This window comes from Streptomyces sp. NPDC002730 (genome assembly GCF_042888805.1).
In the GTDB taxonomy this organism is placed as follows: Bacteria; Actinomycetota; Actinomycetes; order Streptomycetales; family Streptomycetaceae; genus Streptomyces.
The window spans coordinates 182,343-207,025 of the sequence record NZ_JBIAQG010000005.1 but is presented as its reverse complement, the minus strand read 5'-3'; the positions used below and the strand labels follow the sequence as shown (position 1 = coordinate 207,025).

25 protein-coding genes and 2 pseudogenes are annotated in these 24,683 nt (G+C 69.5%); 15 read left to right on the top strand and 12 right to left on the bottom strand.

The window, feature by feature from the left end; all coding sequences use genetic code 11:
* The first annotated feature begins 12 nt into the window (after window positions 1-12).
* Both ACFYXH_RS14595 and ACFYXH_RS14590 read left to right on the top strand, forming a co-directional pair.
* On the top strand, window positions 13-846 hold the full coding sequence (locus ACFYXH_RS14595) for a J domain-containing protein (RefSeq protein WP_389562573.1): 834 nt from the start codon (window positions 13-15) through the stop codon (window positions 844-846).
* 65 nt (window positions 847-911) lie between these two features.
* Complete coding sequence (locus tag ACFYXH_RS14590; protein WP_389562571.1) at window positions 912-1,256, top strand: rhodanese-like domain-containing protein; 345 nt, start codon at window positions 912-914, stop codon at window positions 1,254-1,256.
* Between the two features lie 28 nt (window positions 1,257-1,284).
* On the opposite strand, the gene ACFYXH_RS14585 is transcribed toward ACFYXH_RS14590, so the two are convergent.
* The 6 genes from ACFYXH_RS14585 to paaA form a co-directional block, all read right to left on the bottom strand.
* The gene (locus tag ACFYXH_RS14585) at window positions 1,285-2,442 is read right to left on the bottom strand and encodes an acyl-CoA dehydrogenase family protein (protein WP_389563002.1); all 1,158 of its coding nucleotides are present in this window, start codon (window positions 2,440-2,442) and stop codon (window positions 1,285-1,287) included.
* A 167-nt stretch (window positions 2,443-2,609) separates the two neighbouring features.
* Window positions 2,610-3,665, bottom strand: coding sequence for a 2Fe-2S iron-sulfur cluster-binding protein (locus tag ACFYXH_RS14580; RefSeq protein WP_327324849.1), 1,056 nt, complete (start codon window positions 3,663-3,665; stop codon window positions 2,610-2,612).
* The gene (gene paaD / locus ACFYXH_RS14575) at window positions 3,666-4,160 is read right to left on the bottom strand and encodes a 1,2-phenylacetyl-CoA epoxidase subunit PaaD (RefSeq protein ID WP_389563000.1); all 495 of its coding nucleotides are present in this window, start codon (window positions 4,158-4,160) and stop codon (window positions 3,666-3,668) included.
* Window positions 4,161-4,240: 80 nt separating this feature from the next.
* Window positions 4,241-4,957, bottom strand: coding sequence for a 1,2-phenylacetyl-CoA epoxidase subunit PaaC (gene paaC, locus ACFYXH_RS14570; RefSeq protein ID WP_389562569.1), 717 nt, complete (start codon window positions 4,955-4,957; stop codon window positions 4,241-4,243).
* Window positions 4,954-5,244 carry a 1,2-phenylacetyl-CoA epoxidase subunit PaaB gene (gene paaB / locus ACFYXH_RS14565; protein WP_326651202.1) on the bottom strand — a complete coding sequence of 97 codons (291 nt, stop codon included), beginning with the start codon at window positions 5,242-5,244 and terminating at the stop codon, window positions 4,954-4,956. The genes paaC and paaB overlap by 4 nt, the downstream gene beginning before the upstream one ends.
* On the bottom strand, window positions 5,241-6,206 hold the full coding sequence (paaA, locus tag ACFYXH_RS14560) for a 1,2-phenylacetyl-CoA epoxidase subunit PaaA (RefSeq protein ID WP_389562566.1): 966 nt from the start codon (window positions 6,204-6,206) through the stop codon (window positions 5,241-5,243). The genes paaB and paaA overlap by 4 nt, the downstream gene beginning before the upstream one ends.
* 113 nt (window positions 6,207-6,319) lie before the next feature.
* Between paaA and ACFYXH_RS14555 the strand changes: the two genes are divergently transcribed.
* From ACFYXH_RS14555 to ACFYXH_RS14545, 3 genes are read left to right on the top strand one after another with little or no spacing between them, the layout of a single operon-like run.
* The gene (locus ACFYXH_RS14555; RefSeq protein WP_389562564.1) at window positions 6,320-7,201 is read left to right on the top strand and encodes a DUF5819 family protein; all 882 of its coding nucleotides are present in this window, start codon (window positions 6,320-6,322) and stop codon (window positions 7,199-7,201) included.
* A complete protein-coding gene (locus ACFYXH_RS14550) occupies window positions 7,198-8,394 on the top strand; it encodes an HTTM domain-containing protein (protein WP_389562562.1) in 1,197 nt (398 codons plus the stop codon). Before ACFYXH_RS14555 ends, ACFYXH_RS14550 begins: the two co-directional genes overlap by 4 nt.
* On the top strand, window positions 8,391-9,068 hold the full coding sequence (locus ACFYXH_RS14545) for a TrmH family RNA methyltransferase (RefSeq protein ID WP_389562560.1): 678 nt from the start codon (window positions 8,391-8,393) through the stop codon (window positions 9,066-9,068). The genes ACFYXH_RS14550 and ACFYXH_RS14545 overlap by 4 nt, the downstream gene beginning before the upstream one ends.
* Before the next feature lie 91 nt (window positions 9,069-9,159).
* Here ACFYXH_RS14545 and paaN read toward each other — a convergent pair whose 3' ends face one another.
* Window positions 9,160-10,821 (bottom strand): phenylacetic acid degradation protein PaaN, encoded by a 1,662-nt coding sequence (gene paaN / locus ACFYXH_RS14540; protein ID WP_389562558.1) that lies wholly within the window; start codon window positions 10,819-10,821, stop codon window positions 9,160-9,162.
* 141 nt (window positions 10,822-10,962) lie between these two features.
* Here paaN and ACFYXH_RS14535 point away from each other — a divergent pair, with 141 nt between their 5' ends.
* Entirely contained in the window at window positions 10,963-12,474 is a 1,512-nt protein-coding gene (locus tag ACFYXH_RS14535) for a 3-hydroxyacyl-CoA dehydrogenase (protein WP_389562998.1), read from the top strand.
* Entirely contained in the window at window positions 12,471-13,064 is a 594-nt protein-coding gene (locus ACFYXH_RS14530; protein WP_389562556.1) for a TetR/AcrR family transcriptional regulator, read from the top strand. Before ACFYXH_RS14535 ends, ACFYXH_RS14530 begins: the two co-directional genes overlap by 4 nt.
* A 104-nt stretch (window positions 13,065-13,168) precedes the next feature.
* Here the strand turns inward: ACFYXH_RS14530 and ACFYXH_RS14525 are convergent, their stop codons facing one another.
* Window positions 13,169-13,696 (bottom strand): Lrp/AsnC family transcriptional regulator, encoded by a 528-nt coding sequence (locus ACFYXH_RS14525; RefSeq protein WP_389562996.1) that lies wholly within the window; start codon window positions 13,694-13,696, stop codon window positions 13,169-13,171.
* A gap of 228 nt (window positions 13,697-13,924) precedes the next feature.
* Here ACFYXH_RS14525 and pdhA point away from each other — a divergent pair, with 228 nt between their 5' ends.
* The 6 genes and pseudogenes from pdhA to ACFYXH_RS14495 form a co-directional block, all read left to right on the top strand.
* Window positions 13,925-15,064 (top strand): pyruvate dehydrogenase (acetyl-transferring) E1 component subunit alpha, encoded by a 1,140-nt coding sequence (gene pdhA / locus ACFYXH_RS14520; protein WP_327324857.1) that lies wholly within the window; start codon window positions 13,925-13,927, stop codon window positions 15,062-15,064.
* On the top strand, window positions 15,061-16,065 hold the full coding sequence (locus ACFYXH_RS14515) for an alpha-ketoacid dehydrogenase subunit beta (protein WP_389562554.1): 1,005 nt from the start codon (window positions 15,061-15,063) through the stop codon (window positions 16,063-16,065). Before pdhA ends, ACFYXH_RS14515 begins: the two co-directional genes overlap by 4 nt.
* The gene (locus ACFYXH_RS14510) at window positions 16,065-17,465 is read left to right on the top strand and encodes a dihydrolipoamide acetyltransferase family protein (protein ID WP_389562553.1); all 1,401 of its coding nucleotides are present in this window, start codon (window positions 16,065-16,067) and stop codon (window positions 17,463-17,465) included. The genes ACFYXH_RS14515 and ACFYXH_RS14510 overlap by 1 nt, the downstream gene beginning before the upstream one ends.
* 87 nt (window positions 17,466-17,552) lie before the next feature.
* Window positions 17,553-18,473, top strand: a complete 921-nt coding sequence (locus ACFYXH_RS14505) for an NTP transferase domain-containing protein (RefSeq protein ID WP_389562551.1) — start codon at window positions 17,553-17,555, stop codon at window positions 18,471-18,473.
* Window positions 18,470-19,843 carry a molybdopterin molybdotransferase MoeA gene (locus tag ACFYXH_RS14500; protein WP_389562549.1) on the top strand — a complete coding sequence of 458 codons (1,374 nt, stop codon included), beginning with the start codon at window positions 18,470-18,472 and terminating at the stop codon, window positions 19,841-19,843. The genes ACFYXH_RS14505 and ACFYXH_RS14500 overlap by 4 nt, the downstream gene beginning before the upstream one ends.
* Window positions 19,840-20,057 (top strand): annotated as a pseudogene (locus ACFYXH_RS14495) (hypothetical protein); the annotation flags it as partial. The gene ACFYXH_RS14500 and the pseudogene ACFYXH_RS14495, both read left to right, overlap by 4 nt.
* Before the next feature lie 39 nt (window positions 20,058-20,096).
* Here the strand turns inward: ACFYXH_RS14495 and ACFYXH_RS14490 are convergent.
* The 3 genes from ACFYXH_RS14490 to ACFYXH_RS14480 all read right to left on the bottom strand — a co-directional run bounded on the left by ACFYXH_RS14490 (window position 20,097) and on the right by ACFYXH_RS14480 (window position 22,071).
* Window positions 20,097-21,089 (bottom strand): potassium channel family protein, encoded by a 993-nt coding sequence (locus ACFYXH_RS14490; RefSeq protein WP_389562993.1) that lies wholly within the window; start codon window positions 21,087-21,089, stop codon window positions 20,097-20,099.
* 325 nt (window positions 21,090-21,414) lie between these two features.
* Window positions 21,415-21,576, bottom strand: coding sequence for a hypothetical protein (locus tag ACFYXH_RS14485; protein ID WP_389562548.1), 162 nt, complete (start codon window positions 21,574-21,576; stop codon window positions 21,415-21,417).
* 210 nt (window positions 21,577-21,786) lie between these two features.
* Complete coding sequence (locus tag ACFYXH_RS14480) at window positions 21,787-22,071, bottom strand: hypothetical protein (protein ID WP_389562546.1); 285 nt, start codon at window positions 22,069-22,071, stop codon at window positions 21,787-21,789.
* 230 nt (window positions 22,072-22,301) lie between these two features.
* Here ACFYXH_RS14480 and ACFYXH_RS14475 point away from each other — a divergent pair.
* Both ACFYXH_RS14475 and ACFYXH_RS14470 read left to right on the top strand, forming a co-directional pair.
* A pseudogene (locus ACFYXH_RS14475) lies at window positions 22,302-22,976 on the top strand (potassium channel family protein); the annotation flags it as partial.
* A gap of 26 nt (window positions 22,977-23,002) precedes the next feature.
* Window positions 23,003-23,992: an NAD(P)H-quinone oxidoreductase gene (locus ACFYXH_RS14470; RefSeq protein WP_389562544.1), complete on the top strand. Its 990-nt coding sequence runs from the start codon at window positions 23,003-23,005 to the stop codon at window positions 23,990-23,992.
* Between the two features lie 96 nt (window positions 23,993-24,088).
* Here ACFYXH_RS14470 and ACFYXH_RS14465 read toward each other — a convergent pair whose 3' ends face one another.
* Entirely contained in the window at window positions 24,089-24,631 is a 543-nt protein-coding gene (locus tag ACFYXH_RS14465; RefSeq protein WP_327324866.1) for a bacterial proteasome activator family protein, read from the bottom strand.
* Between the last annotated feature and the right edge of the window lie 52 nt (window positions 24,632-24,683).

The following is a 24,683-nucleotide window of genomic DNA, read 5'->3' as shown; positions in this document are numbered from 1 at the left end:
TAGGCTGGACGGGTGACCCAGGATGCACCCGGGGGGCCGACGACCCGGAACGACGAAGAGCAGGACGCGCAGACGCGGCCCGAGGCCCGGCTGGCGAAAGCGGTGCGCGCGGCCGAGCAGGCGCTGATCGAGTTCGAGATCGCACTGGAGACGTTCCGGGTGGAGGTGGAGAACTTCTCCCGACTGCATCACCAGAGGCTCGGTCCGATGTATGCGCGCCTGGACGAGCTGGACGCCCAGATCGCGGAGGCCCGGGCCGCCGCCACCGGCGACCCGGAGGATCTGCGCAAGGCGCAGGAGGCGCGGGCCATGGTGATGCCCATGCCCGGTGTCGACGAGCTCTTCCACGACTGGATGGATTCCGACGGCCTGTCCCCCGAGGCTGCCGCGATGCTGAACGATCAGCCCGTACGGGCGCCGAAGCGGGTGCGGCCGAGCGAGGAGGCACGCAAGCTCTACCGCGAGCTGGCGCGCAAGGCGCATCCGGATCTGGCCCAGGACGAGACGGAGCGGGCGCGGCGTGATGAGTTCATCACGCGGGTGAACGCCGCATACGCGCTCGGGGACGCGGCGATGCTGAAGGAGCTGGCCGAGGAGTGGGCGGCCGGGCCCGTGCCTCCGGAGCAGCAACTCAGCGAGAGTGAGGAGCTCTACGCCCGGCTCGAGTGGCTGTCGCAGCGCAAGGAGCTGCTGACCGCGGTCGCCCAGGAGCTGGAAGAGAGCGCGATCGGCGCCATGCTGCGGATGGCGCCGGACGACCCGGACCGGCTGCTGGAGGAGATCGCCGAGCAGCTGCTGGCACAGGTCGCCGAGCGTGTGGCGGAACTGTCCGGACTGGTGGAGTAGGTTGCCTGAGGCTTTCCAGAAAGCCTCAGGACCCTGCAGCGTACGTACGAGAGAAGGCATGACCCATGAATTTCGCCCCGCTGCCCTCGGTGGACGTCGCGGCGGTACCGTCCGGCGGACTGGTGCTGGACGTCCGGGAGGACGACGAGTGGGCGGCCGGGCACGTCGAAGGCGCGCTGCACGTCCCGATGAGCGACTTCGTGGCCCGCTTCGGTGAAGTGACCGAGGTGGTTGCCGACGGCCGCCGGGCGTATGTGATGTGCCGCGTCGGCGGCCGGTCCGCGCAGGTCACGCAGTATCTGGTGCAGCAGGGCATTGACGCCGTGAACATCGACGGCGGCATGCTCGCCTGGGAGGGCGCCGGGCGCCCGATGGTCACCGACAACGGCGGCCCGGCTTCCGTCCTCTGAGATTCCCAGCTCGTACGCCGGTGAGCCGCTAGCCGAGGGGGTGGGCGGCCAGCAGGTCGCCGAGGGCCTCCTCATGCGCCGCGGCCGGACCGAGTGAGAGCTCGAGCTGCTTGGCCCATGCGTGGTAGCGGTGCAGTGGATAGTCGGTGTCCGCGCCGAAGCCGCCGTGCAGATGCTGTGCGGTCTGGACGACACGGCGTACGCCCTCCGAGGCCCAGATCTTCGCCACCGCGACATCGCCGGCCACAGGCAGCGGGCCGCCGACCCCCGGGCCATGGGGCGACGGGGCCAATCTCCAGGCCGCCTGCCAGAGGGTCGCTTCCATCGAGCGGAGATCTATATAGCGGTCGGCTGCCTGGACGGCGACGGCCTGGAACGTCGCGACCGGGAAGCCGAACTGCTCGCGCTTGCCGGTGTATGCACTCGTCATGGAGAGCACGCCCTCGCCGAGTCCGAGCGCGAGTGCGCAGGTCCCGGTGGCGAGGAGCTGGCGCAGCCATTCCCAGGCGCCTTCGGCGTCGATCAGTTCGCTGCTGTCGATCCGCACGAAGTCCAGGCTGACCTCGGCAAAGCGCTCGCCGCTTGTGGAGATCTGCTCGGCGAGAGCGAGGCCTTCCCGGTCCCGGGGGACCAGGGCGAGCACGGCATGGCCCTCATCGGTGTGTGCCGGCACAGCGATCCGGTCCGCGGACTGCGCCCAGGGCACGCCTGTCTGCACGCCGTCGAGGACCCAGCCGTCCCTGTGCTCGCTGTCCGGGCGTGCGGTGACGGCGAGCTCGGCGGGGTCATGGCCGGTGCGGCCGTTGGCGCCGACGGTGAGCACCAGCTCGCCGCGGCCGATCCGGGGGAGTATCTCGTCGCTCAACTCCGCCCTGCCGTAACGCTCTACGGCCATGGCGACCGCGCTCGTCTCCAGCAACGGCACCCGTGCCAGCACCTTCGCGGACTCCCGCAGCACCAGGCAGAGCGCTATGGGGTCCAGGCCGGCCCCGCCGTGTTCCGGCGACAGAACCAGACTCAGCAGATCGGTGTCCGCGAGCCTGGCCCACAGAGGCCTGTCGAACTCCTCGGCCACCGCGCCCGGAGTGAGGGCGGGGCTCGGCACTCCGTCCGGCGCGACGCCCGAGAAGACCGCCTTGGCCGCCTCGACGGCCGCCTGCTGCTCCTCGGTGAAGGTGAAGTCCACTGCCTGTCCTCCCATGCACCGGCGCTGCCCGAATCCCTACCTGACGGACCGTCAAGATAGAACACGTTCTTGAAAAAGAAAACAGCCCGGAAAGGACAGCCCGGAAAAGGACAGGGCCTCAAAGTGAACGACAGCGAGGTCAGAGGCTCAGTGGTTGTCGGTCGTCGTCAGCGGTCGAAGTCCAACTCCACTTCCGGTGTGGCCGGATGGGACTGGCAGGCCAGTACATAGCCTGCGTCGGTCTCCTCCGGCTCCAGCGCGAAATTGCGGTCCATGCGCACCTCGCCCGAAACCAGGAAGGCTCGGCAAGTGCCGCAGACCCCTCCCTTGCACGCGTACGGCGCGTCCGAGCGGCTGCGCAGCACTGTCTCCAGCAGCGATTCGCCTTCCTGTACCGGCCACTTGCCGGACCGGCCGTCGAGGGTGGCGGTGAGTGAGGCGCGGGCCGGGGCGGTCACCGACGCCGGAGCGGGCGCCGAGCCGTCGTCGACATGGAAGATCTCCTCGTGGATACGGCTCCGGTCCACGCCGAGCCCGCGCAGCGCGCGCTCGGCGCCCTGGACCAGGCCGAATGGGCCGCACAGGAACCAGCCGTCCACGTCCGCCACCGGAAGCAGGGCCGGCAGCAGCCCGGTCAGCCGCTCCTGGTCCAGCCGTCCGGACGGCAGACCTGACTGCTGTTCCTCCCGGGAGAGCACAGTGACCAGCTGAAAGCGGTCCGGGAAGCGGTCCTTCAGATCGGCGACCTCATCCAGGAACATCGTGGACGCCGCGGTGCGGTCGCTTCGTATCAGACAGAACCGCGCCTCCGGCTCCCGCGCCAGCAGCGTCGCCGCCATCGACAGCACCGGGGTGATGCCGCTGCCGCCGACGACCGCGGCGAAGTGCCCGGGACGCGGCGCGAGGAGGAACCGGCCCATCGGGGGCATCACCTCGACGGTGTCGCCCACGACGAGCTCCTTGAGCGCATACGTCGAGAACTCGCCGCCGTCGACCAGCCGGATGCCCACGCGCAGTACCGGATCGCTGCCGGCCGGGGCGGCCGGAGCGCAGATGGAGTACGTACGACGGATCTCCTGGCCCTGCACAAGCCTGCGCAGAGCGAGATGCTGACCGGGGGTGTGGCGGAAGGTCTCCCGCAGCTCGGGCGGCACCTGGAGCGTGACAGCGACCGAGTCGTCCGTGAGCTGTTCGACCTCGCTGACCCGGAGCGGATGGAACATCTACAACTCCTTGAAGTGGTCGAAGGGTTCGCGGCAGGCGACACAGCGGCGCAGTGCCTTGCAGGCGGTGGAGGAGAACCTGCTCAGCAGCTCGGTGTCAGTCGATCCGCAGTGCGGGCAGCGCACGGAGAGAGTGAGCGGCACCGGTCCCTCCGCCGCGTGTGAGCGGGGTGGGGCTATTCCGAACTCGGCGAGCTTGCGCCGTCCTTCCGCGCTGATGTCATCCGTGGACCAGGCCGGGGAGAGGACCTTGATCACCGAAACATCCGGTATCCCGTGGCTGTGCAGCACCTGCTCGATGTCCGAGGTCATGGCCTCGATCGCCGGGCAGCCGGTGTACGTGGGGGTCAGCTCGACCTCTACCCTGCCGGGTCCGAGGATCTGGACTCCGCGGAGCACGCCGAGCTCCTCCAGTGTCAGCACCGGCAGCTCCGGGTCGGGCACGGAGCCGGCGAGCCTGAGCAGCTCGGCCTCGAGCCGCGTATCGGTCCCGATCGGGGTCCTGGTTGTGGTCCCGGTCGAGGTTGCGGTTGTGGCCCCTGTCGCGGTCCCGGTCTCAGCTGCGGTCATCTCGGTCACCATGACGCCCCCGGATGGCTGCGGTGCAGATGCTGCATCTCGGCAAGCATCCGCCCGAAGGACTCGGTGTGCAGACCCTGCCGTCCGGCGCCCGCCGACCATCCGCCGGACCGCGGCCCGTCGGGCACGGTCAGTGTCGCGCGCTCCAGGACCGCGGTGACGGTCTCGAGCCAGCTGTCCTGCAACGACTGCCAGCCGATGTCCAGCCCGTCGACCGGCTGGAACATCTCGCCGGTGAACCGCCACAGCGCGTCGCACGCCTGCTGCATCCGCTCATGGCTCTCGTCGGTGCCGTCACCGAGCCGCTCGGTCCAGTGCTCGGCGTGGTCCTGGTGGTACGCGACCTCCTTGACCGCCTTCGCCGCGAGCCCGGCGAACTCACTGTCCCCGGTCGCCAGCCGTCCGTACAGCAGGCGCTGGTAGACGGAGAAGTAGAGCTGGCGGGCGATGGTGTGTGCGAAGTCGCCGTTCGGCTGCTCGACCAGCTGGAGATTGCGGAAGGCCCGCTCCTCGCGCAGATACGCCAGCTCGTCCTCGTCCCCGACGAGGGAGAGCAGCACCCGCGCCTGGCCCAGCAGGTCCAGCGCGATATTGGCGAGGGCGACCTCCTCCTCCAGCACGGGCGCATGGCCCGCCCACTCCCCCAGCCGGTGCGAGAGCACCAGCGCGTCGTCGCCGAGAGCGAGTGCCGCGGCATTCACCGTCGTGGTCACAGGTGCTTCACCCCTTCCGGGATCTCGTAGAAGGTCGGGTGCCGGTAGGGCTTGTCGCCGGCCGGCTCGAAGAACGAGTCCTTCTCGTCCGGCGAGGAGGCCGTGATCTCCGTGGACGGCACCACCCAGATCGAGACGCCTTCGTTCCGCCGGGTGTAGAGATCGCGGGCGTTGCGCAGGGCCATCTCCGCGTCCGGGGCGTGCAGGCTTCCCGCGTGGGTGTGGGACAGCCCCCTGCGTGAGCGGACAAAGACCTCCCACAGCGGCCAGTCGGTCGAGCTGCTCATGCCGTCGCCTCCCCGGGCTTCACGTGCTGTGCTTGGTGCTTCGTGGCGTACGCCGCGGCCGCGTCCCGAACCCAGGTGCCCTCTTCGTGCGCCTGGCGGCGCTGGGTGATCCGCTGTTCGTTGCAGGGCCCGTTGCCCTTGAGGACTTCCTGGAACTCGGCCCAGTCGATCGCGCCGAAGTCGTGGTGTCCCCGCTCCTCGTTCCACCGCAGATCGGGGTCGGGGAGGGTGAGGCCCAGGGCTTCGGCCTGCGGGACGCAGATGTCGACGAAGCGCTGGCGCAGCTCGTCGTTGGAATGCCGCTTGATCTTCCACGCCATGGACTGCGTCGAATGCGCCGACTCGTCGTCCGGCGGGCCGAACATCATCAGCGACGGCCACCACCAGCGGTCCACCGCGTCCTGCGCCATCTCGTGCTGCGCGGGCGTCCCGCGGGAGAGGGTGAGCAGCAGCTCGTACCCCTGCCGCTGGTGGAAGGACTCCTCCTTGCAGATCCGGACCATGGCGCGGGCGTACGGGCCGTAGGAGCAGCGGCAGAGCGGCACCTGGTTGGTGATCGCCGCGCCGTCCACCAGCCACCCGATCGCGCCGACATCGGCCCAGGTCAGCGTGGGGTAGTTGAAGATCGAGGAGTATCTCTGGCGGCCGGCGTGGAGCTTGTCGAGCAGCTCCTCGCGGCTCGTGCCCAGGGTCTCGGCGGCGCTGTACAGGTACAGCCCGTGGCCCGCTTCGTCCTGCACCTTGGCCATCAGGATCGCCTTGCGGCGAAGCGAGGGCGCCCGGGTGATCCAGTTCGCCTCGGGCTGCATTCCGATGATCTCGGAGTGGGCGTGCTGCGCCATCTGGCGCACCAGCGTGGCCCGGTACGCGTCCGGCATCCAGTCGCGTGGCTCGATGCGCTCGTCGGCGGCCACGGCGGCGTCAAAAACCGCCTCGTACGTATCCGCAGTCACTGCCGTCATCCGGGCCCCCTACCGACCGATCGTTCGGTTCATTGGCTTCAATGGTGAGTCGACGGCCCGTAGGGTGTCAACCCTGTGGATAACTGAGGTGGACCGATGGAGATCGGGGCGGGATGGACTCCTACGAGGACGAGGACGTCAAACGCGCCAGAAGCCTGAGCTCCGGGCCGCCGTCCGGAGACGCTCCCGAGCCCGCTGACCAGCCCGAATCCCTGACTGAGTCCGAGCCGGAGCCGGAGTCCGAGCCCGAGCCCGGGCCCGGGCCGCAACCTCGGTCCGAGTCCCAGCCCCAGTTCGAGTCCCGGCTCCAGTCCGAGCCCGAGCCCGCCCCCACGAGTGGCATGGCGGCGCTCTCCCTCCCCTACCAGGTGGCCGCCGCCGTCTCGCTCGCGATCATCGGCGCCCTCGCCTGCGTCCACCTGGTCATGGTGTTTCTGCATGTCGCCCCTTCCAACACCGTGACCAAGCAGTACGGCGAGGCGGTCGACGGCTGGGTCTATCCCGAGTTCGAGCAGAACTGGAAGCTCTTCGCCCCCAATCCGCTCCAGCAGAACGTCGCCGTGCAGGTCAGAGCCGAGGTCACCGTTTCCGACGGCAGCCGCAGGAGCAGCGACTGGATCGACCTCACCGCCGAGGACGGCGAGGCGATCCGCGGCAACCTCCTCCCCAGCCATGTCCAGCAGAACGAGCTGCGCCGGGCCTGGGACTTCTACGTCAATTCGCACGACAGCGAGAACCGCCCCAACGGTCTGCGCGGCCAGCTCTCCGAGAGCTACGTCCGCCGCATCGTGATGCAGCGACTGGATGCGCATGATCTGGGCGGCCCCGTCGAGCGGATCCAGCTCAGGTCCTCCACCCGCTCGGTCAAGGCCCCGGAGTGGAGCGACGAGAAGATAGACACCCGCCCCGCCCATCGGGTCCTGCCCTGGTGGACGGTGACTGCCGCGGATCTCCCCGGCGGAGTCCGTAACGGTCGTACGGAGGCGGGCACGTGAACAAAACCGTCGACGGCCGGCTCGCCCGCACCGTCCAGCGCGTCACCTCCACCGCCCTCGGTCCGTACCAGAGCGCGACCATACGGATCGGCTTCGCCGCCGGCTGGCTGCTCTTCCTCCTGCGCGAATTGCCCAACCGCCATGAGATGTACGGGCCCAATGGTCCGTGGAGCTGGGAGATGTCGCGGCAGCTCATCGCGGGCAATGAAGCCTTCACCGCGCTCATGTGGTCGGACAACACCCTCTGGTTCGAGATCGTGTACGGCGTCGCTGTGCTGTCCAGCGTGCTGCTGATGCTCGGCTGGCGTACCCGCACCATGTCCGTGCTCTTCATGATCGGCGTACTGTCACTGCAGAACCGCTCCATCTTCATGGGTGACGGCGGCGACAACGTCATCCACCTGATGGCGATCTATCTTGTCCTGACGCGCTGCGGACAGGTCTGGTCCCTGGACGCACGCCGAGCCGTCCGGGCAGCAGCGGCGGCCGTCCCGGGCCTGCCGCCCCGCGACCGGGTCGGCCCCGCGCTCTGGGTGGTGCTGGGATTCGGCCTGGTCGTCGCCACCTTCCTGAACCAGACCGGCTCCTTGGTACTGCTGCTTCTCTGGGGACTATGGGTGGTGCAGGGGCTCTGGTGGATGGTGAGCCGGTACGCCTCGTCCAGCGAGCCGCGAACCCTGCTGGATGTTCTCGCCAACCTTGCGCACAACGCCGCGCTCGTCGTGATCATGGCCGAGGTCTGTCTGATCTATGCGACGGCCGGCTGGTACAAGATCCAGGGCTCGCGCTGGCAGGACGGCACCGCGCTCTACTACCCGCTCAAGCTGGACTACTTCACGCCGTGGCCGGCCCTGTCCGACCTCCTGGGCTCCAGCGGCGTGATGGTGATGGTGCTGACGTACGGCACGGTCATCGTGCAGGTCGCCTTCCCCTTCACGCTCTTCAACCGGCGCGTCAAGAACGTCCTGCTGGCGGCCATGATGATGGAGCACGCCGCGATCGCCGTGCTGCTCGGACTGCCGTTCTTCTCGCTCGCGATGATCGCCGCCGACGCGGTCTTCCTGCCGACCGCCTTCCTGGTCTGGCTCGGCGGCCGGGCCGTGCGGGGGCGGGACCGGCTGTTCTCTCGGGTGGACGTGGCGCCGCGGCAGCGGCAGGGAAGCCAGGAGCAGCCCCGTACGCTCGTTGGGTGAGTACCACCGAAGAACCGATTCAGTACGACGAGGCCGCCTTCTTCCCGGGCAAGCAGAGCGTCCCGGACGAGGTCGGCGTCGGGCCGCACCCGAGGCCGTGGCCGCAGGACGCGCGGTATGACCCCGAGCTACTGGCCGAGGGCGACCGGCGCAACGTTGTCGACGAGTACCGGTACTGGACGCGCGAGGCAATCGTCGCCGACCTGGACACACGCCGGCACGACTTCCATGTGGCCGTGGAGAACTGGGGTCACGACTTCAACATCGGTTCTGTGGTGCGTACCGCCAACGCTTTCCTGGCGAAGGAGATCCACATCGTCGGCCGGCGACGCTGGAACCGGCGCGGGGCCATGGTCACCGACCGGTACCAGCACGTGCGGCACCACCCGGACACCGAGTCGCTGACCGCCTGGGCGGCGGCCAAGGGTCTGCCGATCATCGGGATCGACAATCTGCCGGGGTCGGTGCCGCTGGAGCGGACCGAGCTGCCACGGCGGTGTGTGCTGCTCTTCGGACAGGAGGGGCCCGGGCTGACGGAGGAGGCGCGCAAGCACGCGGCGATGGTGTGCTCGATCGCGCAGTTCGGCTCGACCCGCTCGATCAACGCGGGCGCGGCGGCGGCGATCGCGATGCATGCGTGGGTGCAGCGGTACGCGAAGATCCCGTCACCGTAGGGGCATGTGTGAGCGGAGGCGAGGCGGTGACCCGTACCCGTCCAACGGGTCACCGCCTGTCCTGCCGTCACGCCCGCCGTTACGCCCGTCGTCACGCCTGGCGGCGGACCTCCACCACACGGAATCGGTTCGAGACGAAAGCTCCGTCACACAGTGCCGCGTTCGCCGCCGGGTTGCCGCCCGAGCCGTGGAAGTCGGAGAACGCCGCGGTCTGGTTGACGTACACCCCGCCCGTCAGATTCAGCGAGAGCTGAGCCGACTCCTCCAGGCAGATGTCCTCGATCGCGCGCTCCGTCTCCGCCGAGGTGGTGTACGCGCCGACCGTCATCGCGCCCTTGTCACGGACCGTGCGCCGCAGCAGCTCCAGCGCGTCCGCCGTCGAGTCCACGGCAACCGCGAACGACACCGGGCCGAAGCACTCCGACAGATACACCGATTCGGCGTCTGGCTTGGCGCCGTCGAGCTTGACCACGACCGGCGTACGGACGACGGCATCCGGGAACTCGGGGTTGGCGATCTTCCGTGAGGGCAGAGCCACTTCGCCCAGTCCGGAGGCCGCCTCCAGGCGCCCCTTCACATCAGGGTTGACCAGCGCACCCAGCAGGGCGTTCGCCCGGGCGTCGTCGCCGAGCAGACCGCCCACCGAGGCCGCGATATCGGCGACCACCTCGTCGTACGACTTGGGTCCGACGTCCGTCGTGATGCCGTCCCTCGGGATGAGGAGGTTCTGCGGGGTGGTGCACATCTGGCCGCTGTACAGCGACAGCGAGAAGGCCAGGTTGGAGAGCATCCCCTTGTAGTTGTCGGTGGAGTCGATGACGACGGTGTTGACGCCGGCCTTCTCGGTGTAGACCTGCGCCTGGCGGGCATTGGCCTCCAGCCAGTCGCCGAACCCGGTCGACCCCGTGTAGTCAATGATCTTGATCTCGGGGCGTACCGCGAGGGTCTTGGCGATCCCCTCGCCCGGACGCTCGGCGGCCAGGCAGACCAGGTTCGGATCGAACCCCGCTTCGGAGAGCACCTCGCGGGCCACGCGCACCGTGAGCGCGAGCGGCAGCACCGCGCGGGGGTGCGGCTTGACCAGGACAGGGTTGCCGGTGGCCAGGGAGGCGAACAGCCCCGGGTAGCCGTTCCACGTCGGGAACGTGTTGCAGCCGATCAGCAGGGAGATGCCGCGACCCGCGGTGGTGAAGGTCTTCCGCAGCTCCAGGGGGTCGCGCTTGCCCTGCGGCTTGGACCACTCGGCGGCGGCCGGCGTGCGGGTCTGCTCGGCGTAGGCGTATGCGACGGCCTCCAGGCCGCGGTCCTGGGCGTGCGGGCCGCCCGCCTGGAAGGCCATCATGAAGGCCTGACCGCTGGTGTGCATCACCGCGTGCGCGAATTCATGGGTGCGGGCGCTGATGCGGGACAGGATCTCCACGCAGACCAGAGCCCGCATCTCGGGGCCGGCCTCGCGCCAGGCGCCCATGCCCGCGCGCATCGCGGGCAGCAGTACATCCAGGTCCGGGTGCGGATACTCGATGCCCAACTCCGGTCCGTACGGCGAGACTTCGCCGCCCGTCCAGTCGTCCGTGCCCGGCTGGTCCAGCTCGAAGCGGGAGCCGCGCAGGGCCTCGAAGGCCGCGAGCCCGTCGGCCGGCGCGCTGTCGCCGTACGCCTTGGGGTGCTCGGGATGCGGGGACCAGTACGCGCGGGTGCGGATCGCTTCGAGGGCCTGGTCGAGCGTGGGCCGGTGGGTCTCGGTCAGCTGCATGAAGGACCAACTCCTCGTCGAGCTGGGCAGGGAAGGAATGACAGAGTTAGAGTAACCGAACGATCGGTCGGTACAAGGGGGCCTGTCAAACCTGTGGACAACTCATCGGGGAGGATCACTCCCATGACCGCCATCGAGCCCATCGACGCCATCGACGAGAGCCGTACCGTCGCCGTCGTCGGCACCGGCACCATGGGGCAGGGCATTGCCCAGGTCGCCCTTGTCGCCGGCCATCCCGTACGTCTCTACGACGCCGTTCCCGGGCGGGCGGGCCAGGCCGCGGAAGCCATCGGCGCGCGCCTCGACCGACTGGTCGAGAAGGGCCGGATGGACGCCGTCGAGCGCGACGCCGCCCGCGGGCGGCTGCTGCCGGCCGCCGATCTTGACGAGCTCGCCGACGCGGCGCTCGTCGTCGAGGCGGTCCTCGAGCAACTCGCGGTCAAGCAGGAGCTGTTCACGGCGCTGGAGAAGATCGTCGCGGACGACTGCCTGCTCGCCACCAACACCTCCTCGCTCTCTGTCACGGCCGTCGCGGGCGCTCTGGAGCGCCCCGGCCGCTTCGTCGGACTGCACTTCTTCAATCCGGCGCCCCTGCTCCCCCTCGTCGAGGTCGTCAGCGGCCATGCGACCGACGAGGAGGCGGCCACGCGCGCGTGGGCGACGGCAGCGGCCTGGGGCAAGACTCCGGTGCGCTGTGCCGACACCCCCGGTTTCATCGTCAACCGCGTCGCCCGCCCCTTCTACGCGGAAGCCTTCGCGGTGTACGAGGAGCAGGGCGCCGATCCGGCCACCATCGACGCGGTGCTCAGAGAGTCCGGCGGCTTCAGAATGGGCCCCTTCGAGCTCACCGATCTGATCGGCCAGGACGTCAACGAGGCCGTCACACGTTCCGTCTGGGAGTCCTTCTTCCACAGCCCCAAGTTCCTCCCTTCCCTCGCGCAGCGCCGTCTTGTCGAGTCGCGCCGCCTGGGCCGGAAGTCCGGCCACGGCTGGTTCTCGCACGCGAAAGAGGCGACGAAGCCCGCGCCGCACACCGCGGAGCCGGCGGACGCCCCCGAGTCCGTCGTGGTCGAGGGTGATCTGGGGCCCGCCGGGGAGCTGATCGCGATGATCAGGGAAGCGGGCATCACGGTGCGGCACGAGGACGACGACAAGGGAACGCGGCTGGTCCTGCCCAGCGGAGGCCAGCTGGTCCTCGCCGACGGCCAGACGTCCGCCGAATTCCGCGATGTCGTCTACTTCGATCTGGCACTCGACTACCGGTCCGCGACCCGGATCGCCCTGTCCGCCGCCGACAGCGTCGAGGAGCAAACACTCAAACAGGCGACCGGCCTCTTCCAGGCGCTCGGCAAACAGGTCAGCGTCATCGGTGACATACCGGGCATGATCGTCGCCCGTACCGTCGCGATGCTCGGCGACCTGGCGCTGGACGCGGTCGCCAAGGGGGTCGCGACCAGGGAGGACATCGACACGGCGATGCGCCTCGGGGTCAGCTACCCCCTTGGGCCGGTCGAATGGAACGAAAGACTCGGACGTGACTGGGCGTGGGAACTGCTCGGCAACCTTCATGAGAGCGTCCCGACCGGACGCTACGCCCGGTCCCTCGCGCTCCATCAGTGGTCCTACGAGACCTCACAGGAGGACGCCTCATGACCACCGCCAAGCGCGATACGTACACCCCCGAGACGCTGCTGACCGTCGCCGTCCGGATCTTCAACGAGCGCGGGTACGACGGCACGTCCATGGAGCACCTCTCCAAGGCGGCCGGCATCTCCAAGTCCTCGATCTACCACCATGTCGCGGGCAAGGAGGAGCTGCTGCGCCGTGCGGTCAGCCGGGCGCTCGACTCGCTCTTCGCGATCCTTGACGAGCCGGGCGCCGTACGGGGACGGGCCATCGAGCGGGTCGAGTATGTGACCCGGCGCACCGTGGAGGTGCTGATGGCCGAGCTGCCCTATGTGACGCTGCTGCTGCGCGTACGGGGCAACACAAAGACCGAGCGGTGGGCGATGGAGCGGCGCCGCGAGTTCGACCAGCGGGTTGCCGATCTGCTCAAGGCTGCCGCGGCGGACGGTGATCTCCGCGCGGACATGGACATCCGGCTGGCGACCCGGCTGCTCTTCGGCATGGTGAACTCCCTGGTGGAGTGGTACCGGCCGCATGCGGGTGGCGGCTACGACGGCGATCAGGTCGCCGAGGCGGTCGTGCGACTGGCCTTCGACGGGCTGCGGACGGGCTTCTAGAGCCGACTGAGCCGGCGCGCGGCCGGCGGGGCCGCCTGGGCCGACTGGAGCCACGGCTCATTGAGCCGACCGGGCCCACTGAACCGACCGATCCCCAGCCGGGCCTACAGGAGCGGCTCGGCGTCCGGGGGCGGCTCCGCGATCTGCCCCGGGCCCGGATCGAGATCCGTCTCCTCGAAGACCAGCAGCGTGCGCGTGGACAGCACTTCCGGGATGGACTGGAGCCTTGTCAGGACGAGCTCGCGCAGCGTGCGGTTGTCCGGGGTGTGCACCAACAGGAGTACGTCGAAGTCTCCGCTGACCAGCGCGATATGGGTGGCGCCGGGCAGCGCCTGCAGCTGCTCGCGCACCGTGCGCCAGGAGTTCTGCACGATCTTGAGCGTGATGTAGGCGGAGGCACCCTGACCTGCCCGCTCATGGTTGACGCGCGCGCTGAAGCCGCGGATCACACCGTCGTCGATGAGCCTGTTGATACGGGCGTAGGCATTCGCGCGGGAGACATGGACCCGTTCAGCCACGGAGCGGATCGAGGCGCGACCGTCCGATTGCAGGATGCGCAGGATGTCTCGGTCGATGGCGTCGAGGGGTCGCGCTGGAGGGGCCTGCTCCGCGCGGTCACCGCCCTCGGCCATTTGTTCAGCTGCCATATCCCCCCGCCTCCCTGGCATGGACGACCTGTCTCCATCTCAGGCTGTGGAGAACCGTTTGTCCACAGGCTGAAGGCGCCTGTAGCCAAAATGCGTCCTCGACCGAACAATCGGTAGGTGAGGCGCGACACACTCGCGCCACTTCGTCATTGCTTTCGTCATTGCTTTCGTCGTCGCTCCCACGAGGAGGTGCTCGCGTTGAGAAAGAGCAGCATGACGGTCCAAGAGCTGCCCGGTGCCGCTGACGCCTACCGGCCCACCCCGCCCCCGGCGTGGAAGCCCCGGACCGACCCCGCACCACTGCTCCCGGACCCGGAGCCGTACCGCGTGCTCGGCACGGATGCCGCAGCCGGTGCCGACCCCGAGCTGCTGCTGCGGCTGTACGCGCAGCTGGTGCGCGGCCGCAGGTACAACGTCCAGGCGACCGCCCTGACCAAGCAGGGCCGGCTGGCCGTCTACCCGTCGAGCACCGGGCAGGAGGCGTGCGAGGTGGCGGCTGCGCTGGCGCTGGAGGAGCGGGACTGGCTCTTCCCCAGCTACCGCGACACCCTCGCGGCCGTGGCGCGCGGCCTCGACCCCGTACAGGCGCTGACGCTGCTGCGCGGCGACTGGCACACCGGATACGACCCGCGTGAGCACCGCATAGCGCCCCTGTGCACGCCCCTCGCCACGCAGCTGCCGCACGCCGTGGGCCTGGCGCACGCCGCCCGGCTCAAGGGCGACGACGTCGTCGCGCTCGCCATGGTCGGCGACGGCGGCACCAGCGAGGGCGACTTCCACGAGGCGCTGAACTTCGCCGCCGTATGGCGGGCCCCCGTCGTCTTCCTCGTCCAGAACAACGGCTTCGCCATCTCGGTCCCGCTGGCCAAGCAGACCGCGGCCCCTTCGCTGGCCCACAAGGCCGTGGGGTACGGAATGCCCGGCCGGCTCGTCGACGGCAACGACGCGGCCGCGGTGCACGAGGTGCTCGGCGAGGCCGTGGCGCGGGCCAGGCGCGGTGGCGGTCCGACGCTGATCGAGGCCGTGACGTACCGCATCGACGCCCATACGAACGCCGACGACGCGACCCGCTACCGGGGCGAGAGCGAGGTCGAGACCTGGCGTGCACACGATCCGATCCGGCTGCTGGAGCGGGAGTTGACGGAGCGAGGGCTGCTCGACGAGGACGGCATACGGGCGGCTGCCGAGGCGGCCGAGACGATGGCCGCGGATCTGCGCGAGCGGATGAACGCAGACCCGGTACTCGACCCGATGGACCTTTTCGAGCATGTCTACGCCGAGCAGACGAGCCAGCTGCGGGAGCAGTCGGCACAGCTGCGGGCCGAGCTGGACGCGGAGGGAGAGGCGCGATGACCACGGCCGCGGTGAAGCCCGCTTCCATGGCTCAGGCCTTGCAGCGCGCGATGCGCGACGCGATGGCCGAGGACCCGGCCGTTCATGTGCTGGGGGAGGACGTCGGCACGCTCGGCGGGGTCTTCCGGGTCACGGACGGGCTCGCCAAAGAGTTCGGCGAGGACCGCTGTACCGACACCCCGCTCGCGGAGGCGGGCATCCTCGGCACCGCTGTCGGCATGGCGATGTACGGGCTGCGGCCGGTCGTCGAGATGCAGTTCGACGCCTTCGCCTATCCGGCGTTCGAGCAGCTGATCAGCCATGTGGCGCGGATGCGGAACCGCACCCGGGGCGGGATGCCGCTGCCGATCACCGTGCGCGTGCCGTACGGCGGCGGAATCGGCGGCGTCGAGCACCACAGCGACTCGTCCGAGGCGTACTACATGGCGACTCCGGGGCTCCATGTCGTCACGCCGTCCACGGTCGACGACGCGTACGGGCTGCTGCGGGCCGCGATCGCCTCCGACGACCCGGTGGTCTTCCTGGAGCCGAAGCGGCTGTACTGGTCGAAGGCGCAGTGGTCGCCGGAAGCGCCGTCCGTGGTCGAACCGATAGGCCGGGCCGTCGTCCGGCGTCCCGGGCGCAGCGCCACGCTCATCACGTACGGGCCGTCCGTGCCGGTCTGCATGGAGGCGGCGGAGGCCGCCGCGGCCGAGGGCTGGGACCTGGAAGTGGTCGATCTGCGCTCGCTGGTGCCCTTCGACGACGAGACTGTCTGCGCGTCCGTGCGGCGCACGGGCCGGGCGGTCGTCGTCCACGAGTCCACCGGCTTCGGCGGTCCCGGAGGGGAGATCGCCGCGCGGGTGACGGAGCGCTGCTTCCACCATCTGGAGGCGCCGGTGCTGCGGGTCGCAGGGTTCGACATTCCGTATCCGCCGCCGATGCTCGAACGGCATCATCTGCCGGGAGTGGACCGAGTGCTGGACGCGGTGGCGCGGCTGCAGTGGGAGGCGGGGAGCTGATGGCCCAGGTGCTCGAATTCAAGCTCCCGGACCTCGGGGAGGGGCTGACCGAGGCGGAGATCGTCCGCTGGCTGGTGGCCGTGGGCGATGTCGTTGCGATCGACCAGCCGGTCGTCGAGGTCGAGACGGCCAAGGCGATGGTGGAGGTGCCGTGCCCGTACGGGGGTGTGGTGACCGCGCGCTTCGGCGAGGAGGGCACGGAACTGCCGGTCGGGGCGCCCCTGCTGACAGTCGCGGTCGGTGCGATGGAATCGGATGGTTCCGCGGGAGCTTCGGGCTCGTCCGACTCCTCGGGATCCGCCGGCGAATCGTCCGGCAATGTGCTGGTCGGCTATGGGACGGGGGCGCCGGCTGCGCGCAGGCGCCGTATCCGGCCTGCCGCGCCGACTGCCGCCGCGCCTGTCACAGCTCCGGCGGCCGCCTCGGCTCAGGCGCCTGTTGAGGCGCCCGTCGAGGCTCCGGTGCCCGTTGAGGCGCCCGTCGAGGCTCCGGTGCCCGTTGAGGGCGTGACGCAGGGCGGGCCCGTGCCCGTCATCTCGCCGCTCGTCCGCAGGCTCGCCCGTGAACACGGTCTCGATCTGCGCCGGTTGACCGGGTCGGGGCCGGACGGTCTGATCCTGCGTGCCGATGTCGAGCACGCCATGCGGGCCGCTGAGACCACTGCCGCGCCGGAGCCCGCCGTGGCCGCCACCGCGGCAGCCTCCGGAACGCGCGGTGAGCGTGTACCGCTGCGTGGCATCCGCGGGGTCGTGGCCGACAAGCTGTCCCGCAGCCGGCGCGAGATACCGGACGCCACCTGCTGGGTCGACGCTGACGCGACCGAGCTGATGGCCGCGCGAGCCTCGATGAACGCCGCGGGCGGTCCGAAGATCTCGCTTCTGGCGCTGCTCGCCCGGATCTGTACCGCCGCGCTCGCCCGCCACCCGGAGCTCAACTCCACAGTGGACATGGAGGCCAGGGAGATTGTGCGCCTGCCCGAGGTGCACCTCGGGTTCGCGGCGCAAACCGAGCGAGGCTTGGTCGTCCCCGTCGTACGGGATGCGCACAGCCGCTCGGCCGAGTCGCTGACCGCGGAGTTCGGGCGTCTGACGGATGCTGCCAGGGACGGGACGCTGACTCCGGCGGATCTGACCGGCGGGACGTTCACGCTGAACAACTACGGGGTCTTCGGCGTCGACGGCTCCACGCCGATCATCAATCACCCGGAGGCGGCCATGCTCGGCGTCGGCCGGATCGTGCCGAAGCCATGGGTGCACCAGGGCGAGCTGGCTGTCCGCCAGGTCGTCCAGCTCTCGCTGACCTTCGACCACCGGGTCTGCGACGGCGGCACGGCAGGCGGTTTCCTTCGGTATGTGGCCGACTGCGTGGAGCATCCGGCGGTGCTGCTGCGCAGCCTGTAGATCCACCGGACGGTCCACCCCGTCCACATACCAAGAGAGATCCAAACGGGGCTCCCCGCCCAAGCGATCGCGGCCCATACTTCAGGGATGACCGCGTATGACGCCATCGTGCTCGCCGGAGGTGCCGCGAAGCGGCTGGGCGGGGCCGACAAGCCTGCCGTGAGCGTGGGCGGGCGGGCCCTGCTCGACCGTGTGCTCGGGGTGTGCCGCGACGCGGGGCGCACCGTTGTCGTCGGGGGACGCCGGGTCACCGCGCGCCCCGTGGTCTGGGCGCGCGAGGAGCCTCCGGGCGGTGGGCCGCTCGCCGCACTGGACGCCGGCGTGCGGCAGATCGGGGCACCGGCCGTCCTGGTGCTCTCCGCCGATCTGCCGTTCCTGGGGGAGCGGACGGTGCGGCAGCTGATCGAGGCCCTCGACACGAGCGGGCGGGAGGCGGCCCTGCTCACCGATCCCGGCGGCCGTGACCAGCCCCTCGTCGCGGCGTACCGCACCGAACCGCTGCGCCGTGAACTCGCGCTCCTCGCCACCGAGCACGGGAGTCTGGCCGGGCTGCCATTGCGTCTGCTGACGCAGGAATTGGACCTCGCCCGGATCGCCGCGGAGCCGCTCGCCTCCTTTGATTGCGACACCTGGGAGGACATCTCCGCAGCCCGGGCCCGTATCAGGGAGCATGGGAACGTGCTGGACGAATGGATCACCGCAGTCAAGGACGAACTCGGCATCGAACTCGACGTCGACACCGGCGTCCTGCTCGACCTCGCCCGGGACGCCGCGCATGGCGTCGCGCGTCCCGCCGCACCGCTCACCACCTTCCTGGTGGGCTACGCAGCCGCCAGGGCGGGCGGCGGCCCGGAGGCGGTCGCCCAGGCCGCCCGCAAGGCCGCCGCGCTGGCTGCGCGCTGGGCCGACGAGGCCGATCAGGCCACCCCTGGCACCGCGGCCGGTCCGGCCGCCTCCGGTGGGAAGCCCGACAAGCCCCCCAAGACCGACGAGGCCGACGCCGGATGACCGGTCAGGACCACGAGGCCGACGCCGCTTACAGAGCCGTGGACGAGCCCGATACGGACGGCGTCGAGGAGGCCCTCGCGCTGGTCGGCCGCCGGACCCGGCAGAAGTCGGCGCCCGTCCCCGGCACGGCCCGGCACCGTGCCGCACCCTGGCCCGACGCCCGCGCTCTCGCCGCCCGCCTCGGACGGGCCGCTCCGCCGCGCACCCAGCGCGTGCCTCTCGATCAGGCCCTCGGCCGGGTTCTCGCCGAGCCGCTCACCGCGCTCTGCGATCTGCCCCCCTTCGACACCTCCGCAATGGACGGCTGGGCCGTCGCGGGGCCCGGTCCATGGACCGTTCAGGGCGACGACTCGATCCTCGCCGGGCACGCCGACGCCCCGCCGCTCCCCGACGGAGCGGCCGTACGGATCGCCACCGGTGCCCGTATTCCGCCCGAGGCCACCGCGGTGATCCGCACTGAGCACTCCCGTACCGACACGGACAAGGGCCAGCTGTACGCCGAGCGCGAGGTGGCCCCCGGTCAGGACATCCGGCCGCGTGGACAGGAGTGTCGCTCCGGCGACCAACTGCTGCCTGCCGCATCCCTGGTGACCCCGGCGGTACTCGGCCTCGCCGCGGCCGCCGGCTACGACGAGCTGCTCACGGTCCCCCGGCCCCGCGTCGAGGTCCTTGTCCTCGGCGATGAGCTCCTCACCGCCGGACTCCCCCACGATGGCCTGATCCGCGATGCCCTGGGGCCGATGATCGGTCCCTGGCTGCGCGCTCTCGGTGTCGAGGTCATCGCCACGCGCCACCTCGGTGACGACGCCGAAGCCCTCCATGAGGCCGTCACCACCTCCGATGCCGACCTCCTCCTGACCACCGGTGGCACGGCTGCGGGTCCGGTCGACCATGTCCACCCGGTGCTGCGGAAGGCGGGTGCGGAGCTGCTGGTCGACGGAGTCGCCGTACGCCCAGGCCATCCGATGCTGCTGGCCCGGCTCGCCGCCGACCCGCACCGGCCGGACGGATCCCGGGACAGATATCTGGTGGGCCTGCCCGGCAATCCACTCGCTGCCGTCTCCGGGCTCCTCACCCTCGCCGAGCCGCTGTTGCGTGCGCTCGCGGCCCGGCCAGCCCCTGCCCCGTATCGCGCCCCCGTACGTGACGAGGTGCACGGGCACCCGTACGACACCCGCCTTGTGCCCTTCGTCCACCGCGCCGACCAGCTGGTCCCGCTGCACTACAACGGACCGGCCATGCTCCGCGGTATCGCCGCCGCCGATGGTCTTGCCGTCGTGCCGCCGGGCGGCGCGCGTGCCGGTGACGAGCTGGAGGTCCTCGATCTGCCCTGGGCGCCATCGAACGCCCAGGATGGGTGTTTCACGTGAAACTTCCCGGTCGTGACGCCATTGCCCGCGATGCCGACGAGCACCTGGTACCAGCCGGGTGAAACTCCCCCGCCGTATCGTCGAGCGCCCGCTCCGCCAGGTCGCCAAGCGGGGGATGACGCCGCTGCGTGTGCTCTTTCTGATCATCCTGGTCGGTATCACTCTCGAGGTCCTCACGGAGCGGACCCGGGAGGAGTGGCGGCTGAACCGCTGGAGTCAACCGTTCGCCGGATGCGCCACAAGTAGAGCCTGGTCAGCCGTGTGACTTCGCCCGCGTCACCGTGATCACCCGATCGCCGGGCCGGAGCGTCGCGGCGTCTGGGTGGTCGTAGCCCAGAATCTCGCGCCTGCGCACGACAGCGACGACCAGGTCCGTGCACTCGCGGGCTGATCGGCCCACTTCTTCGTCCGTCACCGGCCGCTCAGACAAATCAAGCCCGCTGCCATAAGTCATCAACTCGTCCAACACCGTGCCCACATAAGGCTTGGTGGTGGAGAGCCCGAGCAGCCGTCCGGCCGAACTGGAGCTGGTTACTACGGCATCGGCTCCACTCTGCTTGATCAGCGGTACGTTCTCCTCTTCCCGGACAGCCGCGACGATGGAGGCCCGCCTGTTGAGCTGTCTCGCGGTGAGCGTGACCAAAGTGGCTGTGTCGTCCCGCTGGGGAGCGATGATCACTCGTGCGGCGCGCGGCAACTCTGCACGAAGCAGTGTTTCGGAGCGGGTTGCGTCCCCGTGGACAGCCACGAAGCCGTCACTACTGGCGGCATCCACTGCCTTCCTTTGTGGATCGATGACAACGACCTTGTCCTTGGGGGTTCCCTGGCCTAGCAGCGTCGCGATGGCGTGACGACCCTTGGTGCCGTAGCCGACGACGACCACGTGATCTCGGGTGCGGCTCTTCCAACGGTGAACACGAGCCTGCTGCCGCGTTCGTTCGGTGAGCACTTCGAGTGTGGTGCCCACCAAGATGATCAGGAAGAGCACACGCAACGGGGTGATCAGAAGGATGTTGGTCAGGCGTGCGCTGTCGCTGTGCGGAACGATGTCGCCGTATCCGGTGGTGGAGAGGGTGACCGTCGCGTAGTAAAAGGCGTCGAGAAGATCGACCGAGTTGTTGGCATTGTCGTGGTAGCCGTCGCGATCGAGGTAGACGATAGCCACTGTCGCCAGCAGTACGCCCAGGGCCATGGTGACGCGTCGTAGGACTTGCTGAAGTGGAGGCACCACGCCCACGACCGGCATGACGACGGTGCGGGCAGCGTCGGCGTCGACCTGGCCGGCAGTCCGCGTGCCGGACCAGAGAGACCGGAAAACCGAGGGCCTTGCTGTCCCGGCCGACTGCGTCTCGTCTTTCATGACCGGCCCTCGCGTGCAGTGATCCGTTCATTCAGCATGCCGACCATGCTTGCGTACAGGACCGGGGAATGGTGTGTATCCGGGAGGCTTGATCTCGGCTCGCCATGGCTTTAGGAGCAGAGTCTCATCGCCCTACCCTCACTGCGAGGTGTGATTTTTCATCCGAGTTGTCCCGATCGAACGGGCAGGGGGGCACGTCGACCGGCCATCTCTAGACGGCGAGCAGCCCGGCGAGCATCAAAGCCGCCACCGCAAAGAAGACCCGCGGCTTGCTCCAGCCCGGTCCCGAACCCTGGCGGGTCAGCTCCCAGATGCCCACCAGACCGCCACCAAGGCCCAGCGCGCTCCGCGGCAGGAAAACGGTGGTGTGCACAGGGAAGCCTCCAGGGACCTTCGAACGGACGGGAAGGCTACCCCTGGCGGTGGTCGCGTGGATGGCCAGCCCCAGTTTGGAGGACGAGTGACACGGATGTGGCGCCTGACCTTGTCATTCGCTGACCTGGGTCTGAGCTATGTCGTAGCCGTTGTTCTCCGTGAGTCCCCGTCGCTTCCCGTCGGATCGGGCACGTAACGGGTACGGCTGCTACTCGCCATGGGGTACGCGCACGAAGCCTTCCGTCCACGTGTCCTCGTCCACGCCATAAGGGACGATCACGAAGCACTCCGGCTCATCCTTGAATCCGGGAAGCAGCCGAGCGCGGCGCTTGCTCTCCTCCGCCTTGTCCTGACTGGAGTAGATACCCAGGAACTTGACGTCGTCGCCGTCTTGCTCGTCGATATAAACACCCCCGTCGTCTGTGTGCACTGTTGTGCCACTGTCACCAGCCTCGTTCTGGTGGCCGACATGCCACAGGGGATAGACGATCACGGCCTCAGGCTACTCATAAGCCGGTGAACCATACAGTCTCTGCAGTGCAGGGAATCGCCTCGGTGGATCACTGTTGGGTAGTCGCGGGCCCACCTCTCCGCGGCGCGCTAACGTGCGGGCGTCGTGGAGAGACTTGGGAGCTCACTAAAGTCTCGTGAGGGCCGCCGGACCCAGCCATGTGCCCGCTTCACGAGATCATCGGTCATGCTCTTGGGTTACTTTCGGAACACCGCTGGAGGCTTCGCTTGCGTGAGCACACGGTCATCGTCGGCTTCGGCACCAAGGGGCGGTCCGTGATTCAGACGCTGACCGCGACAGGCCTGAAGAAGGCCCAGATCATCGTCGTCGACCCCAGCGCCAAGGTGATCGAGGCCGCCCATGCCGAGGGCCTTGTGGGGGTGATCGGCGATGCGACCCGCAGCGATGTGCTGATCCGCGCCGAGGTTCAGAAGGCCCGCCAGATCGTCATCGCGACACAGCGCGACGACACTGCGGTTCTGGTCGCGCTGACTGCGCGCCAGCTCAACCGGGGCGCGAAGATCGTCGCCGCGGTCCGCGAGGAGGAGAACGCGCCGTTGCTGCGCCAGTCCGGCGCGGATGCGGTGATCACCAGCGCGAGCGCGGCCGGCCGGCTGCTGGGCCTGTCCGTGCTCAGCCCCAGCGCGGGCACGGTGATGGAGGACCTGATCAAGCAGGGCAGCGGCCTCGACCTCATCGAACGGCCGGTGATAAAGGCCGAGGTGGGCCGCAGTGTGCGGGAGACCGGCGATCTGGTGGTGAGCGTGCTGCGCGGGCACCGGCTGATCGGCTACGACGACCCGGCGGCGAGTCCGCTGCAGTTGACGGATCGCCTGATCACGATCGTGCGTGCGTCGAACGTCCAGCCCCTCAACCCGCCTGAGTAGGCCCACTCCGGAGTAGCCTCGCGGCCATGCATGCGATCACGATTCCCGAACCTGGCGGTCCCGAGGCGCTTGTGTGGGCCGAAGTGCCCGATCCCGTACCCGGCGAGGGAGAAGTCCTCGTCGAGGTCGTCGCGAGCGCCGTCAACCGTGCCGATCTGCTGCAGCGGCAGGGCTTCTACGACCCGCCGCCCGGCTCGTCCCCGTACCCCGGCCTCGAGTGCTCGGGCCGGATCTCGGCGCTCGGGCCGGGTGTCTCGGGGTGGGCCGTGGGCGACGAGGTGTGTGCGTTGCTGGCAGGCGGCGGTTACGCGGAGAAGGTCGCCGTGCCGGCGGGGCAGCTGCTGCCGGTGCCGGAGGGGCTGGATCTTGTCACGGCCGCGGCGCTGCCCGAAGTAACGGCCACGGTGTGGTCGAACGTGTTCATGATCGCGCACCTGCGGCCGGGTGAGACGCTGCTGGTCCATGGTGGTGCGAGCGGTATCGGCACGATGGCGATCCAGCTTGCGAAGGCCGTGGGCGCGCGGGTGGTGGTCACCGCGGGCGGGCCCGAGAAGCTGGCGCGCTGTGCGGAGCTGGGCGCGGACATCCTGATCGACTACCGCGAGCAGGACTTCGTGGAGGAGCTGCGGAAGGCGACGGACGGGGCGGGCGCGGACGTCATCCTCGACATCGTCGGCGCGAAGTATCTGGACCGGAATGTGAAGGCGCTGGCGGTCAACGGCCGCCTTGCCGTGATCGGCCTGCAGGGCGGCGTCAAGGGCGAGCTGAACCTGGCGATGCTGCTCGGCAAGCGGGCCGCCATCGCGGCGACGTCGCTGCGGGGCCGCCCGCTCGGTGAGAAGGCGTCGATCATGGCGGCTGTACGGGAGCATGTGTGGCCGCTGATCGAGGGGGGCCTGGTCCATCCGGTGGTGGACCGCACGGTTTCGCTGCCGGACGCGGCGGAGGCGCATCGGGTGCTGGAGTCGGGCGCGAATGTCGGCAAGGTGTTGTTGGTGGCGCCTACGGCGGGCTGACCCAACTCGCCCTTGGGTGTGGGGGGTACCGAAGCACCCCCCACACCCCTGAGCGCCATGCAACAGCAGTCTCGGACCCCGTCAGGCTGGGCGACCCTACAAGTACGGCCCCGAGCGGATTGCGCCGTGGGGGCCCTCTTCGTCGGCCTCGTGGGAGGCGCCGGGCGGGAGGGCGCGGCGCATCTGCTCGAGTTGGGCGCGGGCCGCCATCTGCTGCGCGAACAGCGCCGTCTGGATTCCGTGGAAGAGACCCTCCAGCCAGCCCACCAACTGGGCCTGCGCAATACGCAGTTCGGCCTCGGATGGGATCGCCTCGTCGGTGAAGGGGAGGCTGAGGCGCTCGAGTTCCTCAACAAGCTCCGGGGCCAGGCCGTCCTCCAGCTCCTTCACCGAGCTGGCGTGGATCTCCTTGAGCCGGACCCGGCTCGCCTCGTCCAGAGGTGCTGCCCTGACTTCCTCCAGCAGCTGCTTGATCATGCTTCCGATGCGCATGACCTTCGCAGGCTGTTCGACCATCTCTGTCACCGGGACCTCGCGCGACTCGTCGTCACCGTCACCGCCGCCGAGTGCCATCCCGTCCTGTCCCACAACGAGGACGTGGGGGCTCTCCTGCGACCGTTCATTCCTCGGCATCTCCATGCCGCCATTCTCTCGCATCGGTGCCTCACCACACGGTGTGCCCCCGTACGAG